Source organism: Spirochaeta dissipatitropha (assembly GCF_054657935.1).
In genome coordinates, this window is sequence record NZ_BAAHXT010000007.1 from 184,480 (window position 1) to 203,387 (window position 18,908).

Annotated in this window: 16 protein-coding genes; 8 read left to right on the forward strand and 8 right to left on the reverse strand. The window is 46.8% G+C overall.

Annotation, left to right across the window (positions count from 1 at the left end; all coding sequences use genetic code 11):
- Positions 1 to 88 precede the first annotated feature (88 nt).
- Together hflC and hflK are read right to left on the reverse strand one after the other, a co-directional pair.
- A complete protein-coding gene (gene hflC, locus ACYQ2L_RS10525) occupies positions 89 to 1,096 on the reverse strand; it encodes a protease modulator HflC (protein WP_460055153.1) in 1,008 nt (335 codons plus the stop codon).
- Complete coding sequence (gene hflK, locus ACYQ2L_RS10530; RefSeq protein WP_460055155.1) at positions 1,096 to 2,082, reverse strand: FtsH protease activity modulator HflK; 987 nt, start codon at positions 2,080 to 2,082, stop codon at positions 1,096 to 1,098. The genes hflC and hflK overlap by 1 nt, the downstream gene beginning before the upstream one ends.
- Positions 2,083 to 2,252: 170 nt before the next feature.
- Between hflK and ACYQ2L_RS10535 the strand changes: the two genes are divergently transcribed.
- From ACYQ2L_RS10535 to ACYQ2L_RS10565, 7 genes are read left to right on the forward strand one after another with little or no spacing between them, the layout of a single operon-like run.
- Positions 2,253 to 3,320, forward strand: a complete 1,068-nt coding sequence (locus tag ACYQ2L_RS10535) for a YncE family protein (protein WP_460055157.1) — start codon at positions 2,253 to 2,255, stop codon at positions 3,318 to 3,320.
- Positions 3,321 to 3,361: 41 nt separating this feature from the next.
- Positions 3,362 to 4,372 (forward strand): YeeE/YedE family protein, encoded by a 1,011-nt coding sequence (locus ACYQ2L_RS10540; protein ID WP_460055159.1) that lies wholly within the window; start codon positions 3,362 to 3,364, stop codon positions 4,370 to 4,372.
- Positions 4,373 to 4,384: 12 nt separating this feature from the next.
- Positions 4,385 to 5,290, forward strand: a complete 906-nt coding sequence (locus tag ACYQ2L_RS10545) for a sulfurtransferase (protein ID WP_460055161.1) — start codon at positions 4,385 to 4,387, stop codon at positions 5,288 to 5,290.
- 16 nt (positions 5,291 to 5,306) lie between these two features.
- Positions 5,307 to 5,546: a sulfurtransferase TusA family protein gene (locus tag ACYQ2L_RS10550; RefSeq protein WP_460055164.1), complete on the forward strand. Its 240-nt coding sequence runs from the start codon at positions 5,307 to 5,309 to the stop codon at positions 5,544 to 5,546.
- 28 nt (positions 5,547 to 5,574) lie between these two features.
- Positions 5,575 to 6,414 carry a sulfurtransferase gene (locus ACYQ2L_RS10555; RefSeq protein WP_460055167.1) on the forward strand — a complete coding sequence of 280 codons (840 nt, stop codon included), beginning with the start codon at positions 5,575 to 5,577 and terminating at the stop codon, positions 6,412 to 6,414.
- Positions 6,415 to 6,451: 37 nt separating this feature from the next.
- Positions 6,452 to 8,698, forward strand: a complete 2,247-nt coding sequence (gene metG / locus ACYQ2L_RS10560) for a methionine--tRNA ligase (protein ID WP_460055170.1) — start codon at positions 6,452 to 6,454, stop codon at positions 8,696 to 8,698.
- Positions 8,699 to 8,753: 55 nt separating this feature from the next.
- On the forward strand, positions 8,754 to 9,824 hold the full coding sequence (locus tag ACYQ2L_RS10565) for a lipid II:glycine glycyltransferase FemX (RefSeq protein WP_460055173.1): 1,071 nt from the start codon (positions 8,754 to 8,756) through the stop codon (positions 9,822 to 9,824).
- Here the strand turns inward: ACYQ2L_RS10565 and murD are convergent.
- Together murD and ACYQ2L_RS10575 are read right to left on the reverse strand one after the other, a co-directional pair.
- Complete coding sequence (gene murD, locus ACYQ2L_RS10570) at positions 9,821 to 11,230, reverse strand: UDP-N-acetylmuramoyl-L-alanine--D-glutamate ligase (RefSeq protein WP_460055176.1); 1,410 nt, start codon at positions 11,228 to 11,230, stop codon at positions 9,821 to 9,823. The two genes, ACYQ2L_RS10565 and murD, sit on opposite strands and share 4 nt — an antisense overlap.
- Entirely contained in the window at positions 11,214 to 12,173 is a 960-nt protein-coding gene (locus ACYQ2L_RS10575; protein WP_460055179.1) for a hypothetical protein, read from the reverse strand. Before ACYQ2L_RS10575 ends, murD begins: the two co-directional genes overlap by 17 nt.
- Before the next feature lie 83 nt (positions 12,174 to 12,256).
- On the opposite strand from ACYQ2L_RS10575, the gene ACYQ2L_RS10580 reads away from it, so the two are divergent.
- Entirely contained in the window at positions 12,257 to 13,333 is a 1,077-nt protein-coding gene (locus ACYQ2L_RS10580; protein WP_460055181.1) for a FecR family protein, read from the forward strand.
- A 20-nt stretch (positions 13,334 to 13,353) separates the two neighbouring features.
- Here ACYQ2L_RS10580 and ACYQ2L_RS10585 read toward each other — a convergent pair whose 3' ends face one another.
- The 4 genes from ACYQ2L_RS10585 to hisD are packed head-to-tail and all read right to left on the reverse strand — an operon-like array spanning position 13,354 to position 18,857.
- Positions 13,354 to 14,784 (reverse strand): methylenetetrahydrofolate reductase, encoded by a 1,431-nt coding sequence (locus ACYQ2L_RS10585; protein WP_460055183.1) that lies wholly within the window; start codon positions 14,782 to 14,784, stop codon positions 13,354 to 13,356.
- Between the two features lie 18 nt (positions 14,785 to 14,802).
- A complete protein-coding gene (locus ACYQ2L_RS10590) occupies positions 14,803 to 16,206 on the reverse strand; it encodes an NFACT RNA binding domain-containing protein (RefSeq protein ID WP_460055185.1) in 1,404 nt (467 codons plus the stop codon).
- A complete protein-coding gene (locus ACYQ2L_RS10595; RefSeq protein WP_460055188.1) occupies positions 16,196 to 17,587 on the reverse strand; it encodes a bifunctional folylpolyglutamate synthase/dihydrofolate synthase in 1,392 nt (463 codons plus the stop codon). Before ACYQ2L_RS10595 ends, ACYQ2L_RS10590 begins: the two co-directional genes overlap by 11 nt.
- Positions 17,550 to 18,857: a histidinol dehydrogenase gene (hisD, locus tag ACYQ2L_RS10600; protein ID WP_460055190.1), complete on the reverse strand. Its 1,308-nt coding sequence runs from the start codon at positions 18,855 to 18,857 to the stop codon at positions 17,550 to 17,552. Before hisD ends, ACYQ2L_RS10595 begins: the two co-directional genes overlap by 38 nt.
- Positions 18,858 to 18,908: the final 51 nt, after the last annotated feature.

Consider the following 18,908-nt stretch of genomic DNA (forward strand, 5'->3'; position numbering starts at 1 on the left):
CTTCTGTACAAGGTACTGAAAAAAGGCAACCAGACAAAATGCCCGGTTGCCTTGTTGATACGATCGTAATTTTTAAGCGTTTCGGCAATCAGCCCTCTGGATTATAGAGGAATCTGAAATAGTCCATGTCAGTCGACAGGGTTTTTCTCATGTTCGGCATGGTTGTCCGGTAGGATTCCAGTGCTCTCCAGAACTCGAAGAAATTCTCATCCTGGCCATAAGCCTCATTGTAGATTCTTGCCGCTTCACCGTCAGCGGTCGCCCTGATTTGCTGAGCGCGTGCTTCAGCTGAAGAAAGGATTGTTTCACGTTCGCGTTCCAGCTGTCCGAGCAGTTCTTCTCTGCGGCCTTCACCATAGGATCGGTATGCCTCCGCAATCTGATTCCGTTCTGAAATCATGCGGTTGAACACTGCCTCGGTCAGGTCGTCCGAATAACGGATCTGGCGGATAACGATGTCAATCAGTTCAATACCCAATCGTGACATATCTTCTTTGGAGTTGTTCAGAACTTCCTGACTCAATTGCCTTCTGCCCTTGTTTATACGGTCGTGACGGACATCAAATGCAATCATATTCAGGAGCTCACGGAAGCTGTCTTCTTCCATTTCACTCTCGATCTGACTGGTATCGGCCCCGATTATATCTTCTGCAGCTCGTTCATTGATTCTGTTGGTGGAGCGTACTGCCTCGGCGATGCTGTTTTCTGCAATTACCGCTCGTACGGCTGAATCAATCACATCATCCAGTCTGGCAAAGGCACCATTCAGGGTGGTTACACGCTCATAGAAGAGTGATGGATCGGAGATTCTCCAGCGGGCTGTGGTATCAACCCAGATAAACTGATTCTCGGCGGTTGGTATGCGTTGGGCTTCACCGTCCCATGAGAGGATCTTCTTGGGATAGCGGTGAACATTATCAATAACTGGAGTCTTGAACTTGAGGCCGGCATCTGACTCTACACTGACAATTTGTCCGAAGCGGATCAGGGCAGCCTGTTCTCCTTCATTGAGAATGTAGATAGGGCCGAGTGCTATGAATCCTACGATAAGTACTGCAATTACTATCAGTACAGCAGCTAATTTATTATTTTTCATTACTGGCCTCCCTGGACTGTACCGCCGTCAAGATTCAGCAATGGCAGTAGATTGGTAAAGTTCCGGTCAATCATATTCAGGTTGTCCACATCGGTAAAAATACCTTCCATGAGCTCATTGTACAGTCGTGTCCGTGTAATTTGCGGTTGAACGCGGTATTCCTGTAGTATTGCGCTGAAGCGTGCGACATCACCAATGGCTGTGTTCACGCGACGAGCCGCATAACCTTCTGCTGTCTGCAGCATACGGTCAGCCTCACCCCGAGCTCTCGGTATTTCTTCGTTGAACGCCCGCCGACCCTCGTTGATCGTCCGGTTCATGTCCTGGATTGCGCGGTTTACGTCTTCAAACGAATCCTGAACCCGTCCCCTCGGGGGAACAATGTTCTGCAGGCGGACGCTGGTAACGCGTATGCCAAGGTCATATTCATTGAAAATATTGTTGAGCATTTCTTCTGACTGAAATTCGATGTCTCTCCGGGCGGTACTGATTACGTCGAGTATCGCACGGTCGCCTACCAGCTCATTCATTACCGACTGACTGATATCCCGGATTGTTGTTTCTCTGTTCTCTACCTTGAACAGCCAGTTGAATGCATCGCTGATGCGGTACTGGATAATCCATTCTACATCCACAATATTCAGATCTCCGGTCAACATTATCGATTCATGGGTATAATCCCGGGAATCGTAGCGGGTCTGGACTCCTGCTGCCTCAGTTCTGAATCCAAATGACATATTCTGGATTACCTGGGTCTGTACATTATGATTCTGTTCAATTCCAAAGGGCAGTTTTGTCTGTAGTCCTGGACCTACCATACGATGGTATTTCCCGAACCTTGTAATTACTGCTTCCTCTGTCTGGTCAACAACAAAAAAACTTGTGCCCAGTCCGACTGCTCCTATAAGAACCACAATAATCAGGACGATTATTCCGGGTTTCAGATAAAATGGCGTATTCGGCTGGGAGACGTTTCGTTCTGACATAACACCTCCTGTTAATTCCCTGTAAGGGTACTCTCCCTGTCTATACCGGTCAAGGGGCGTAATATTCAGAAAAAAATTACTTTTTTACCAAAGTAAGTCAGTCAAGTTACTTGACTATATCAATTGCCTTGTATAGATTAGCAATTGACTATGAATTTCAAGGGGAAAATATGTCGTTAAAGCCCGTTATAAAGCCGTTAATTGCAGTTGTAGCAGCCTTCGGAATAAGTCTGCTTGCATTTGTTAACAGTGCAGGATTCCAATCAAGCGCTTCTGGATCTGCAAACGCACCAATGGCTGCGGCTGCCCAGGAACTAGAGGAAGCCGCGTTTGCATCTGAAGGAGCTGTTTTTCTGGCGCGGCAGAACAGCACCGAACTCATTGCAATCGACATTGCAAGCTCGGAGATAGCTGCTGTTATTGAGCTTCCGGCTGCAGCAAGGGGTATTGTATCTACACCTGGTGGGGTGTCGGTTTTTGTCTTTTTTGAGAATAGCGGCAAAATCCAGGTTTACAGTGCGGAAACCTTCGAACTGCAGACGGTCATACAGACCTCAGCTGATTCTATCGGGGCATTATCCTTCAGCCCGAATGGAGATAGGGTTTATATTGACAGCGGTGATAATCTGATTGAATACCGGCACAGCATGCTTGAACTTAGTGATCCCCGTTCTTCTGAACTTGGGTCTGGGCAGGGTGCTCCGATCCTGAATCGCAGGGGAACCAGGTTGTACCGCGGGGGTGAGCGCGGAATCTCGGTTCTGTTTGCACAGACCCTGCAGGAAATCGAGTTGATAGATACTCCCGTTCTGTATCCGGTTTTCGAGCCAGGATACAGTGAAATATGGGGTGTTAAAGCAGAACAGAATACTTTGGTTGCGTTTTCTGTAGATGAACGAACGGGAAATGTCAGGGTGCATGGAACTCAAGGAGTAAGCCCTGGAGTGCCAGTGGTGAGTAACCGCATCAGCTATCTGGATGAGAATAGGTCTTCTTTGCTGCAGTATGTGCCTCGCTCAGCGAATGTTCAGGAAATCGATCTGGAACATGAAATACAGCATATTACCAGAGGCCCCGGGCAATCAGTCTGGGCTATAAGCAGCGATGGCGAAATCATTACGGTTGATAACGGCAGAGTCAGCAGCGTGCACAGGCCGGAGAATCATGGCTTGCTCCAGGAAATTAGCCTTGTGGCAACAGCAGTTATACGAAGAGACGGCAGCTTCGCCTGTTTTTAAAGAGCTTATGTTGGGAATGAAGAAGATAATTCGGAGGGAATATGTTTGAAGTAATAATCGGACTTGTACTGGGTGTTCTGCTTGGCTGGGTTCTGCAAAGGGGTGGGTTCTGCATGAATACCGCCTTCAGAAGCATTCTGTTCGAGAAGGATAAAAGTTTGCTGCGGGCCTGGATAATCGTTCTTTTGATTAATATTCCAGCTGTGACTTTGCTGCAGGATCTCGGCATTCTGTATCCGCAGACCGCTCCTTTATTCTGGCCGGCACTGATTGTAGGCGGGTTAACCTTTGGCCTCGGTATGGTGATGGCAGGCGGTTGTGCCAGCGGTACATATTACCGGGCTGGCAGAGGCATGCTGGGATCCTGGGCAGCACTGGTGTCTTTTATGATCGGGACTGCGGTTATGGATGGTGGAGTTTTATTTCCTGTCCAGAGATTTCTGCGCGCTCCGGTAATTGACATTCAGGGCCGAGAGGCGACCCTGTTCAATCTGACAGGACTTGAAAGCACAATTGGCCGCTGGATTCTGGTAATTCTGTTGATGGCTCCATTGGCTGTATATGTTCTGCGGGCACCAAAGCAGAAGTTTGTCATTGGCTGGGGCTGGAAGAAAACCGGAAGCCTGGTGGGAATACTGGCTCTGGCGACGTGGCTGGTATCTGCGTATTTCGGCAGGGACTTTGGGCTGTCATTTACCCAGCCCAGTTCTGCCTTCATGAGATTACTGATAGCGGGTGACGGTTCCGGAATTGCTCTGCCGGTATATATCATTATCGGGGTTCTGCTCGGCTCATATCTCTCTGCCTATATTCAGGGCGAAGCAGACTGGCGTATTCCCGATGCCCGCAGCCTGGTCAGACAGGCTGGAGGCGGCCTGGTTATGGGTCTCGGAGCCTCGCTTGCAGGAGGCTGTAACATAGGACACGCGGTTACTGGAATCGCTGGCCTGGGACTTGGTTCGATATTAGGAACCTTCAGCATTATGTCTGGAGGATGGATTATGACGGCATTTATTATTCACAGCCAGAAAGCTGCTGTGGCGCAAAAATAAAAGGAGGACACTATGTCTACATTGCGTAAATTTCTTGTTGCAGGCCTTGGCCTGCTGTTTCTCGGCACTGCAGTGCTCATATTTTCTCAGGGCAGCAGGGAGTCAGCGCCGAAGCGGACACCTGCTGATCAGATTCTTGTTACACCTGAATGGCTTCAGGAAAACAAGGACTCTGTAACAATACTTGATTCTGCCAGGTCTTTCGATGCATTTCTCGAAGGTCATATACCGGGCGCAGCCTGGGTGGTACGGGAAGTAAGCTGGGACACGGTAGGCGGAATTTCCGGTATGCTCCCGGATCATGAGGTCGTAGCGGCTGAGCTGGCCGATGCTGGTGTTTCAAATGACACCCCGGTTGTAATTTATGATGGTGGAAACGGCTTGTGGGCATCTCGGCTATTCTGGGCACTGGAATATCTTGGCCATAGCAAGGTGCATATTCTCGACGGCGGCTACGCAGCCTGGACAGCAGCTGGACTTGATGTTTCCACAGATCCGCAGGTTCCAGCGAGGGGTGATTTTACAGCAGCTCTACAGCCTGAACTGATAGCCGACAAGGCGTATGTTCTGGATAATCTTGGAAGCCTGGAAACAGCTATCTTTGATACCAGAAGTGAGGCTGAATACACCGGAGTAAATGTACAGGCTGAGCGTGGCGGGCATATCCCGGGTTCACTGAACATTGAATGGACCAAAAATGTAGGTGAAGGTAGAAGTTTTCGGGATCTTCCGGAGCTTGATCTGTTATATGCTGATGCCTTGAAATCCGGTCAGACTGCAATTACACTCTGCCAGACAGGAGTCCGCGGGGCTCATACCTATGTGGCCTTGAGACTTCTTGGACATGAGAATGTCCGTGTCTATGATGGTTCGTGGGCCGAGTGGGGTAACGACCCGACTGTTCCTGTAGACCTGTAAGCCTGAGGAGGGCGTAATGTCTGAAATCGAAGTTGCTGATGTAATCGATCTGCAAGGTGAGGTGTGTCCATATACATTCGTTAAATCAAAGCTGGCTCTCGAGCAGCTTGAAAGCGGTAAGGTTATCGAGATTCATCTCGGCAACAGCGAGTCCGCTGCGAATGTACCGAGATCACTTGATCTTGAAGGTCATGAGGTGATCAGTGTGGAGAAGCCTGAAAAGGCTCATTGGGTAGTTCGTATCAAACGAGCGTAATCACCTATATGTTATGAAGGAGCTGCAGATGATACATGGACATGCATTGATTCAGGTAGAAGAACTCGCTGAACAAGTGGATGCATTTCTTTTGATTGATTGCAGAGGGAAGGCCGATTTTAAACGCGGCAGAATTCCCGGCGCGGTGAATCTACCTGCCAATGAACTGCAGGATCCTGACTCGGAGAGAGGGGCATTATTGCCCCTCTCTGAATTAGCAGAAAAGATTGCATCAGCAGGAATCAGAGCAGATTCCAGATTGGTGTTATATGATGACAGTGGTCTGGTACCCTCAAGCCGTCTATTCTGGGTGCTTGGCATGCTTGGTAAAACAGATGCGCTGCTGCTTGATGGAGGCGGATTATCCTGGATCCAGTCCGGCAAAAAGTTTGACACCAGTCATCCCGAGGAATCGGCTTCCGTCAATGAATCTGAACTATCGGAAACAGAGCGCATGAGAATCGATCCGGAGACCGTGAAATCAGTGCTTGCTGAACAAGCAGATGTCTATGCAGCTATCGATGATCAGGACACTGTAATTATTGATACCCGAACAGAGCTGGAGTATAGCGGTCAACAGATAACTGCCGACAGAAACGGCCATATCCCGGGCGCTGTGCACATTAACTGGGAAAATAACATAAGAGACCTTTTTGACCCGAGATTCCGAAGTCATGAGGAACTCCGTGAAATGTACAGGCAAAGGGGCGTTGTTCCTGAAAAACATGTTATTGTGTACTGCCGGAGCGGATCCCGCTCAACGCACACCTTCTTTACCCTGAAAATGCTCGGTTTCACAAACGTCAGGAACTATGCAGGTTCCTGGCTTGAATGGGGAAACGATCCGGAGACACCAATATCAACTTAGTTGACAGGCCGTTGAAGTATTTCTATGATAGGCATCTATGAAAAAACGATTGATAACCTCGGCTTTGCCGTATGTAAACAATATTCCGCATCTAGGGAACCTTGTACAGGTCCTTAGTGCTGACGTCTTTGCCCGTTTCTGCCGTTCAAGAGGCTATGAAACCATGTATGTCTGTGGGAGTGATGAAAACGGTACTGCTACTGAAACACGTGCCCGCGAAGAGGGAATCAGTCCTAAAGAATTATGTGACCGTTATCATGCGATCCATACTGACATCTACGAATGGTTTCAGATTTCTTTCGATAAATACGGACGGACTTCTGATCCGAAACAGGCTGAAATTACCCAGGATATTTTCAAAAAAGTTCACACTAACGGCTATATTACTGAGCATACCATAAGTCAGCTCTACAGTGAAAAAAGTGATATGTTCCTTGCTGACCGCTATGTGGTTGGAACCTGCCCTCACTGTTCCTATGAATCTGCCCGCGGGGATCAATGCGAGAACTGTGGAAAACTGCTTGAACCAACCGATCTGATCAACCCAAGATCTATGCTGGACAACAGCGTGCCTGTTCTGAAAGACACCAGGCACCTGTATCTGAATCTGCCCCGGATTCTACCCAAACTGCAGACATGGATGGATAGTGCAGCAGTACAGGGAAAATGGGCACATAACGCAATGAAAATGACCCAAGCCTGGATACGCGACGGACTCAAGGAACGTGCAATTACCAGAGATCTGAAATGGGGAATTCCGGTACCCCTCAAGGGCTTTGAAAACAAGGTTTTCTATGTCTGGTTTGACGCTCCAATCGGATATATTTCTATCACTGCTACTTTGACTGACGAATGGGAAAAGTGGTGGAAAAATCCTGAAGAGGTGGAACTGTTCCAGTTCATCGGCAAGGATAACATTCCTTTTCATACAGTTATTTTCCCGAGCTCTTTGCTGGCCAGTGGTGATAACTGGACGATGCTGCATCATATGAGCAGTTCAGAGTATCTGAATTATGAGGATGGTAAATTTTCCAAAAGCCTCGGCATTGGTGTCTTTGGTAACGATGTACAGGACACTGGAATTCCAGCAGATATCTGGCGTTTCTATCTCTACTACAATAGACCGGAAAGTTCGGACTATATGTTTACCTGGGATGATTTCCTCGGAAAGGTAAATGGTGAGCTGATCGGAAATTTTTCCAACCTGGTTAATCGGACACTGACTTTTCTGTACAAGAATTACGATGGAAAAGTGCCAGCAGCCGAAGAAGACAGTAACGACCCTGAAGGATACACCAAAGAGAAAAGCGCTGCTTTCAGATATGAATCTGCACGAATCCAGAGTGAAATGAGTGAAAAACTTGAATGGGCAGAAATACGTTCTGCGTACCGTTTGTTTTTCCAGCTCTGTGATCTTGGAAACAAGACCTTTCAGGCTAATGAGCCGTGGAAGACCAGAAAAACAGATCCAGCTTCTGCAGAACGCCTCATGAGGGATCTGGTGCAGCTTGTTCGCGACCTTGCAATATTGGCTGAACCTTTTACACCCGAGGCTTCAAAACGAATTCTCTCAATGCTTGGTCTGGAAAAACCATGCTGGAACGATCTCGGATCAGAAATAGAAATTTCGCAGATCAATCAACCGGAAATTCTGTTTCATACCCTCGATGCAAAAGTGATCGAAGAACTACGTGTACGCTTTTCAGGAAGCCAGAAAGAACGAGCAGCAGCTCAGGAAGCACGTGAACGTGAGGAACAGAAAGACAGTGGGGATAAAACCCCGGTAGCTGAGCTATTTGCCCGCTGCGTAGATCTGCGTGTAGCCCGGATTACGAAGGTTGAGCAGCATCCTGAAGCTGACAAACTGTACATTGAAGAGTTGGACGATGGAAGCGGTGAGCCCAGAACGATTGTGAGCGGTCTTGTTCCTCATTACAAACCCGAGGAACTAATCGGGCAAAATATAATTCTTGTGAACAATCTCAAGGCAGCCAAACTGCGTGGAGTAAAAAGTCATGGCATGCTTCTTGCTGCTGACGCTAAGCAGGCAGATGGAAGTGAGATCGTAGATGTTGTTGTGTGTCCGGACGCACAACCTGGTGACCGCATTCTCGTCAAGGGTTTCGAAGATATTAGTGTTCCGGAAACCCAGCTTAAAATAGATAAATTCTTTGAAATGCCGATTCGTGTTGAAGATGGAAAATTGATGGTAGGAGACTCCGATCTGCTCTGCGGTGGTAAGGAAATCCACCCCAGAATTGTAAGGAACGGCTCCGTTGGCTGAGATGCACGTTTATTTCTGTTCAGAAGCCGCCTATCAAGAGGCGGTTTCTTCATATATGCAGAGCAGCACCATAAGTCTGCCATTGCTTCAAAGTCCCTGGTGGGGTCGTTTCAAGGCTTTATTCGGCTGGAAACCATTGTATTCCCTGATTGACGGTATGCCCTTGCTGATATTAAGGCGTGAGGTAATGCTGGGCCGTGAAATCTGGTATATTCCCTGGGGACCGGCATGGGTCAGTAATTCCAGACCCACCGAAAAAATCATGCCTGAGATGTCTGTAGAAGACGTATCAGCTGCTACGTCTTCTACCGCGCTTGTAGCTGAAAGTCTATATGATGCTATTATGCAGAAAGATTTTGATTTTCAGCCTCCTATCGCGCTCCGCTTTGATCTCCCTTTCGGCAGCAAGGATTGTACTTTTGATGAAATCAGCCGTGAATCCTGCATATCTTCAGTTCCAGGGTTACGGCATCCCTCGGTAGAAATCCAGGTGCCGGCAACCGTTATTCTTGATCTCCGAAAGTCCTGGGAAGAACTGTTGGCTGGAATGAAGAAGAAGACAAGGTATAATATTAGACTGGCCGAAAAAAAAGCGGTTCGTATCTGCAACGGAAACAGCAGTGATCTCGGGGCATGGTATGCCATGTATCAGGAAACAGCTGAGCGTGATGGAATTGTTATCCACAGTCAGGATTATTATGAAGCATTTTTCCGTCTTGCTGAAGATGCACAGGGCCCGACAGTAGATTTCCTGCTTGCATACCATGAAAATGACTTACTGGCAGGTATTTTTGTAGCTCGTTATGATGGAGTTGCTACGTACATGTACGGTGCAAGCAACAATCTGAAGCGGAATCTCATGCCGGCTTATCTGCTTCAGGCAAGAGCAATCCAGAATGCTATGGAGGCAGGATGTCACAGTTATGACTTCCTTGGTATTCCATCTACCTCTCATCCTGATCATCCAATGCACGGTTTGTATCGATTTAAAACCGGATTCGGCGGTACGCATATCCGGCGGATCGGCCTTGTTGATAAGGCCTGCAGAAAACCTCTGTACCGTTGTTTTCGGCTGGCAGAATCATTGCGCAGCTGGTATTTCAGCAGTCTGAGAAAACGTTTTTAGGAACTGATACCGGGGTCAGCAAGTAAGCCCTGTACCAGTGATCTGAATTGATCACCTCTATCAAATTCGTTGGCAAACATATTGAATGAAGCCGCTCCAGGTGATAACACCAGGCTTGCACCTGTGCCGGTTTTTTCAGCCGTTTTTTTCGCGACATCATTTGCCGCTGAAAATGCTTCCTGGAGACTGTTGAAGGGCCCCTGGAAAGCAAGTTCCCGTTCATTGTAGTCTGCCGCTATTCTGTCACTAGCACTTCCTGCAAGAAGAATTACGGCTGCGCAGTGTGTATGGATTTCATGAAATGGTGAAATGTCCAGATTTTTATCAGCTCCCCCTGTAATCAGAATTACCTTCTCTTTAAGGCTGCTGACCGTATTTAATACAGCTGCGGGTATGGTTGCTGCTGTATCATTAATATACTGTAGACCATTGATTTCCGAGACGATTTCCATGCGATGTGCAATACCCGGGAACTGCTGCATGCGGTTTCTTATGATTGACGCAGGCAGTCCGAACACACGTAGACTGATTCCTGCTGCCAGCAAGTTCAATCTCGGTCCTTTGTACAGGCTTGTATGCGGAATAATATGTTCACATTTTGCCGTGACGTTAGTGTAGCCGCTGTTATCAAATAAATATCCACCAAGTACTTCATGATCTTCTGCTGAGAAATAGAAACATCGAGCTGAGGTAACAGAAGAAAAATCCTGGCATCTCTCGTCGTCAGCCGGCAGAATGCAGAATTTACTGGACTGCTGTCCGGAGCAGATTAACAGTTTGTCTTTCACATAATCATCCATGTTTTCATAATAGTCCTGGTGATCACGCATAATATTGGTCAATACAGATATATCTGGATTGAGCCTGAGTCCTTCCTTCCAGCTGCCTGTAAGAGGTAGGTCGCCAAGCTGAAATGATGAAAGCTCAAGTACTACCGGATCGTCACTTCCAAGTTCATCGACGAAACAGAGTGGGCTGGTGGTGATGTTACCGCCAAGCCGTGCTCCTGGATAATTATGCTGGAGTCCAAAATGCAGGGCTGAGGCCGTGCTTGATTTACCCTTTGAGCCAGTAACTGCAATTAATGGTCCTTTCAGATAATGCAGGAAGAGACTTATGTCTGTTTCTATTCGTTTTGCGAGCCTGAGGTAGCGGCTGCTGCGGGGTACAGCCGGGTTTTTGATAATGATATCAGCGTCCGAAAAATCCTGTTCTTCATGGCGCCCGAGTACAAATCGAATTGATAAATCATTGAGGCTGGCAATTGAATCCATCAATTTTTCTTCAGACTGCAGATCGGTAACTGTAACTACAGCTCCTTTTTCTGCACAGAATCTGGCGGAGGCGATTCCACCTCCATGGAGACCGAGACCCATAATGGTAATGCGTTTATTCTTGAGGTTCATAATGGATTCGGAACTCCTTTTGACTGTTCTCGTTCAGATATGGCTCTAATCTAACATTTTCAAGATATTCATTCCAGGACCGTGGAATTTTCTGCTGAATTTCCTTGAGTAGTGGCAAATCGCTTCTGAATGTATCGGTTTTCAGAACTTTCTGTATTGATCCAATGTAGTCCTGCAGAAGGCCCTGAAAATTATGAAGTTTCGGAACAATTTGTTTTCTGCTTTCAGGTAAAATCTGTACCAGATTATGGCAGATTGCCTGGTATTTGCAATTCAGAGGGAAGTAGGGATACATACGGGTATCTGGAGGACTGATCGCTTTACTGAGAAATTTTGTGATGTCCCGGTCAATCCAGATTCCCTGGATCAGATATCCCCTGCCGGATTCACCTATCCATGTGTCAGAAATACTGCGCGATATAACAGCCTGATCATGGAACCTGTCATCACCCTTAATTAACTCGTTGACAGGAAGTATATCTGCTTCAATGTACAATCTCCTGCAGCTATATGCCGATGAAATATCGTTTGTCCCCTGCCGGATAACGGCGAACTGGTTCGGCCTGAAAGATAGATCAAGCCTGATCAGAGTCATATAAAGCTTCCCCTGAAATCTCGAGAGCGAATAGAAGCCAGGTTTAATTGGATCCTGCGGTAGAAAAAAACAGTTCATTCCACGGAACAGGCCTGGAACTGCAGAAATGGCTGTTCCGATAGCGTCCGATAGCGCATCGTCCATTTCCGGAGCTGGGCGCATTTCCCGTACATCGTGGTGGATAGGTAAGCGAGGGATCTGAATCTCATCTTCAAGCTGAATGAAAAATTCTTCTGTCTGGGAAAAATGTGCTGTAAAATCAGGTAATTCAGACGAGAGATTCTGGAGCTGCGTCTGAATTGACAGCAGACTGTTTCCTATTGGCAAAATACCTGTAGATGCATCCATGTCCACTAATATATCTGTAAAAACTTTGCTTGTCTGCAATTGCAAGCACGCAGGAAAGAGGTTATGCTAGTGTTTGAGGAATTATGAGAACAAGAAGAACTGCCCTTATATATTTTTTATTTTTTGTGGTGATCGCGGGCATCTCAGCTGCGGTTCCACCGGCTTTTATTCGTTCCGCAGACGGAGCCGGGATTATTATTGTTTACCGTGACGGTGCTCAGTACCGCCTTCAGCCTCAGACACAGAATTTGAGGGGATATCCTCTTTACATCGGGGATATTATTCAGACTGATGGTGATTCCAGTGCAGAGATTCAGATGAATCATGATTCATCCGGTTTACTGCGAATTAATAATAACAGCACCATGGAGCTTCAGGAGAAGACTGCAACAGGCAGCCAGCTAATACACCTGTCGTTTGGAAGTCTCCTGCTTCGATCAGAAGAGGTAGAAAAGCTCGAGATCCTGATCGGAAGCAGTCTACTGGTATTGTCTGATGCTCTTGTTCAGCTTTCTTACGGACCAAGGAATATAGGAGGCGGTATAGATGTGGTGGCTGATATATCTGTATTCAGCGGTACAGCATCTATTGAAGCTTCTCTTCTGGAAGATGCAGATCCTCAGGAGGTCAGTGATTCGATTCTGCTTGAGAATGCATATACATACACTTTGAGTGTGTCAGGTGAAAACCTGACTATACTAAATCAAACCACGCATGAGGGGCTGCCTGTACATGCAGAGGGAAACGGGTTCTCGATTGCTGCAATGTCTACAGCCATAGGAACATACTCGCTTCTGGATTATCACCCCCTTGCTCAAAGCAATCCCGCAGCGGTCCCGTTAGGCCGTCTTAATCGCCTGGAGTATAATCCAGGTATGGCTTCAATTGCGGCATTACCGGCTGCACAAAGAACGAATATTGAAGTTGAGCCCAGACAGCGTTTTTTTGCTCCCAACAGAGCATTACAGAACACCGGAGTTGGTTTTTTTACTGCCGGAGCCATTGTAGAACTGGCAGCTGTAGGACTCATGCTGTTCGGTGAAGCTTACGCTGCGGATGTAATCAGCCAGGAAGAACGCTATGTATGGGGAAGCCGATTATTGATTGCCGGAGGTATAACCATGGGTATAGGCACCGGCCTTTATTTTATCGGATTCTGACTGCTTGCATTCTTCTGGCATTATTGCCTCACCGCAGGTTCTATTTTGAGAATTGGTAACTCCTCCTCAGAGATTCTGAGAATTTCTGTAATCAGCCATCGGTCCTGGCTGAATTCGAGCCGTACGGTGTCCTTGCGGGCAAGCCTCTCAATTTCAGGTGGCGACAGTAGGCTTGCTTCAAAATCTTCATCCAAATCAGATCCAGTGTGAGGAGCCCACAGAATGTAGCTGACGCTATATAAATGTGAGTCAGGATTTGACTCAATAATCTCGATTTTCAGGTCTGAGATTCCATAGATAGTCTGTGAAGCATCAGGAATCAGTCCCTGCTGGTACTGCGCCGGGTTTATTATGTTCTCCGAGTGTGAGTATGCGGTTTGTACTCTGGATGTTATGTAGAGAAACATTACCGCACGTATATCAGCCCGGCCAACATTCCTGGCAGTGATCTCTTCCATAGCCATGTGATCAAGTGTGTTGAAGCTATCATAAAAAAGTTCAACAACCTCAACAGCTTCCAATTGTGAATAGTCATGTTGTTCGTCAGAAGCCCCGTCTCCCAGGGTGGAAAGCAGAAGTATGATTGCGAGGGCAACCGAGACAACTGTAAATTTTGCTTTGTGTACATAGAGAAACGATCTGCTGCGTTGAATCCCCAGGTTTCGTTTTTGCAGCCGCTCGATTTTTTCATTTGTGTCAGGTGGGAAATGGAGTTGGGAATCAGTAATCTGCCTGCCGATTTCCTGCATTAGTTCTGAAAGTTGCTCTCGTCTCACTGAAAATTCCCGAGGTTTTTTCAGTGCCTGTATAATACTACTGTCAATACTGCTGGAGATCTGGGGCTGGAAAAGCTTGATGGGAATTAATGGAGTATAACTGAGTGCGTTGGTACGCTCTACAGATTCATGAACCGGGAAAGGTTCTCGTCCGCATAAAAACCTGTACAGCAGGCTGCAGATCGCGAAACTGTAACGCATATAGTTCTCATCTGCAGCGGGATGTGAAAGTATATCTACCTCCCTGCTTGCTTGTTCCGGATCCATGTAGGTATGCATTATTTCAGCCAGTCTTCTGGGAATAAATAAAACTCCTCCATCTTCCAGAAACAGTACAGATCTCATCGAAATCGGTGGAAGTATCACACCGTGTTCTTCTACTGTAGATAATGCCGCCTGCAGTCTTTGAAGAAAGGTGAATACACTGCGTGAAGACATGTTATCAATTTCCGAGAGTTCTGTGCCTTTAAAATTATCACCATAAAGATAGAGTTCATTTTCTATTGTTTTCCAGCCGTTTGTTTTCCATTGAAGGATTTCTCCACCTTTAACGATTGTACCTTCGGGGAGTCCGTCCTGATATAAGGTCTGAACACCTTTTGCTCCTGCAGGCATGCCTGTACGCACCGCAAGAAATTCCCTGGATTTGTGATTAATATTCTGAAAGTATTTCATGTGGTTATCCACTCCTGTTTACGATTGTCTGTTATGATCAAGTAGTCTTTTTATACGGTTATCATCTATCTCAACATTCAGGTTCTTTTCCTGGGTAGGAATAACCAGCCCGATTTTTGATCCTCCAACACGTTTAAGATACTTCGCCTGTGTATAAAATAGATCTGCCTTGCGTCCGCTCTTTGCTTTAGAATACCAGATCGCAAGGTTTCCTGCATCCAGCAGTACATCGAGGGGAACTGATTTGCCTGGAGGAGGCTTAATAAAAACGTAGGCTCCCGGGTAGTCGCGTGTATGAAGCCACCAGTCATTTCCTTTTACATATCTACGAAGCAGGCTGTCATTCTCTTTGGCTGTTCTTCCAACAATTATACTGCAATCTCCGGATCTGAAGTGCAGCCCTGGTGTGTTTAGAGGAATTTTACTTTTCGTGCCGTTTTTCACGGATCGGATTTCTTCAAGCAGAATTTCCGGATGTTCATTAACGGAGCGGATTTCACTTTCAATATGGCTGATCTGGTCCTCAACCTGCTGCAGCAGTTCCCGTGTCCGCAGGGCAGAAGCTTCAGCCTTCTTTGCCTTCTGAAAGTACCTGTCGGCATTCTGTGCTGCCGATATATCCGGCTGAATCTTTATGCTTATGATGTTCTGATCGAAGTCATTCAGCTGCACATGGTCTGCACCGGAAATAGTCAGACCATGTGCATGTGTGAGTAGTAGATTCCCCCAGGTTCTGTAGTCTTCAGCCCGGTCTTTTTCATGGACTGCTTTCTCAAGATCTTTTCTCTGTTTCTGCATCTTTGCCAGCTGCAGCTGAAGCTGTTTGAGTCGTTCGCGTTGTAACTGTTCAGTTCGAATTTTAATGTATTGTTCGTGATAGTGCTTATCAATTCCATCGTTATAATCGCTGCTTTCCGGAAAATTCCTCAGCGGGAATGCATGAGGATCAGGCGTCTTGAATTTGACAGGAATACTGAATTGACTGCCGCTTGCTTCTTCATGCTGCGGTCTGCGCATAAAAGCATCAAGAATAATGTTCTGCTCGTCGGTCAGGAATATATTGGCATTGCCACCCCAGAGTCTGAAAAATAGTGAATAATCCTGCTCCCCATGTAATATGGAGATTCGTACAAGGCGGTCAGAGTTTATCTGCTCTGCAGCAGTAATGCGGCCCCCCTGGATATGTGATCGAAGTAATTGCGCAAATCTTTGAGAGCCTTTTTCGTTAGGCGGCACATGTCTCGTGCGGTGCAGGCGAATGGCTCTGTCTGCCAGTGAAAAAATCAGAGGAAAAGCTTCACCAGGACGATATAAATCCAGTACCAAGGTCCTGAAATCAGGCTGTTTTATCTTCTGTATAAAGCAGCCGGGTAGTTGTAATTCTTTGAGAATGAGGTCAATTTCCTGCCAGTTAAGAGACATGGTGACTGTTTTCCTTGTAGGCTTTGAGAATTTTCCCGGCCAGAAAGAACGACCCGATTACACAAACACCTTGATTTATTCCGGATGCGATCTTTCGAGCTTTCTGTAAAGCTTCGAAGCCATCTTCTATTATATCAATATTTTCAGGGGGCAGGAAGCGGGAAAATATTTCCGCTGTCTTTTCAGGGTCGCTTGGTCGGAAGGTGCCTGGTCTGCAGATAATTGCAGTTTTGAAGAGCCTGCAGAGCAGCTCAGCCATTGCTTCAATATTTTTACCTTCAACAGCTCCGAAAATTACTGCACCTCCTTCTGGCATAACCGCCTTGACTGCACTGAGGTTACGTTCTATCGAACTTGGAGTATGTCCTCCGTCAATAATTATTGGTGGTGATGAATCCAGAAGCTGCATTCTCCCTGGTATACGGGCAGATCCGAGTCCTTTCTCGTATATTGTGCTCTTCATGTCCGGAAAAAGAGTTCGGAGAGTCAGACATGCCAGAGCTGCATTCTCGAACTGTACAGAGCCGAGCAGCTGCAGCCGGACATGAATCGTAAATCCATCCTTAAAACACAGATCGGCTGTGTTTATTTCTGTTGACTCTGTTATCCGGACTTCATCTCTGATTCTATACAGTGTGCTTCCAGTTTCGATAGCTTTTGCTGCAAATACTTCATCCGCCTGTGGTGGTAGGTTGCCCGTAAAAACCGGGCAGGATTTTTTCACTATTCCCGCTTTCTCGGATGCAATCAGTTCAAGTGTATTTCCCAGTATTTCAGTATGCTCGAGTTCTATACTTGTACAGATCGCAGCCTGCGGACTCTGTATTACATTGGTGGCATCCAGTCTGCCACCTAGCCCTGTTTCCAGAACAGCATAGTCACAGCCGGTATCGCGCGACATAAGGAGAAAAACAGCTGTCAGCAGCTCGAAGGTAGTCGGGTTACTGTTAAACAATGAGCCGGATTCAATCACAGTCTCTCGGTAGAGTCTGTTCACAGCAGCCTCAAGTATTGTCTCCGGGCAGGGATTGTTGATAATCCTGAAGCGTTCCCTGTAATCGACTACATGAGGGGATGTATATAAGGCGGTTTTGTACCCAGCTGCATCAAGGATATAAGCGGTCATTGCAGCTGTAGAGCCTTTTCCCTTGGATCCCGCGATATGAATGAACTGAAGATCATTTTCCGGGTTGCCCAGAACAGAAAGAATGTGCCGCATTCTATCCAGGCGGTATTCACGGCTGTCTATTTTTCTTGATTCGAAATTGGTAAGTGATTCAATCCAGAGAAAACCTTCATCCAGGCTTAAGCCCCGGAAATCAGATGACTCCCGGGACAGACTGTTATAGACTTCTTTCACGGTCGGCAATAGCTTTGGCATGGGTTTGAAATCCCTCGTATTCTGCAAGCGCTACGACAGGTTTGCTGAGTGCATCATACCCGCTTTTTTCCAGATAAATTATCGATGAATACTTGAGAAAATCCCGTACGGACAATGGTGAGTAGGTTCGGGCGTTTCCTCCCGTGGGAAGTATTGCATTCGGACCAGTGATATAGTTTGCTATAGAAAAAGGAATATGCTCACCAATCAGGATTTCCGAGGCATTGCGGATCAGAGCACTTACTGCCCAGGGATCTGAGGTTCTGATCTGCAGGTGTTCCGGTGCAAAGCTATTGATTATCTCGGCTCCTTCTTTCAGATCACTCGCCAGGAAAATTCCTCCATAGTTCTCAAATACATCAAGAAGGAAACTTTTTCGAGGTTCCTCGATCTCTTCGATCAATTCAGGAATAATTTCTGCTACTGCTTCAGCAACAGGCTCACTTGTCGAAATCAGGATTGCCGATGAATCAGAGCCATGCTCCGCTTCGATAATCAAGTCAAGAGCAACTGTGTAGGGATCTGCAGTCCTGTCAGCGAGTATCATTGACTCTGATGGGCCTGCAGGCATTCCTATATCAACTGTTCCATGGAGCAAGCGCTTTGCGGCACTTACATACATACTCCCTGGCCCCTGGATTTTGTGAACCTTCTGGATTGTCTCAGTGCCGTATGCAAGAGCAGCAATTGCGTGCGGCCCTCCGACTCGATACACCTCATGTACCCCGGTTTTCCTTGCCGCATATAATACTGCCGGATCTACTGTTCCATCTGCCTCAGGAGGTGTCACCATCACTATTCGAGGGACACCAGCCAGCATTGCCGGAATGCTCTGCATGTAAACCATTGAAGGGAAACTGCCCCTGCCGTGAGGAACATAGAGTCCTACGGCATCAATTGGGTTATGCCGCTCTCCTATGAGAACCCCCGGCTGTATCTGCATCATAGTCCCTGCAGATGGAACCTGTGATTCGTGAAATACTTTAACGTTATGTATTGCGAGATCAAGAGCTTCTTTTATATTCCGGGGGAGTTTTTTTTCTGCTTCAATGTATTCTTCTTCGGAGATCATAAGGGACACTGAGGACAAATCAACTTTATCCAGTTTATGAGTATAGGCACGAAGTGCTGCATCGCCATCAGCATGAACTTTTTCAAGAATTTCTCGTATTGAGGATTGAATTTCACTGATATCGAACTCAGAACGGTATAGATAGCGTTGTTTTTCATCTTTGCCGAGATCTTTCCATCGACGGACCTGCATCTGCATTGAATTACTCCTTGATATTGCACTATATTCATGGATCAGGAAAATCGCAAG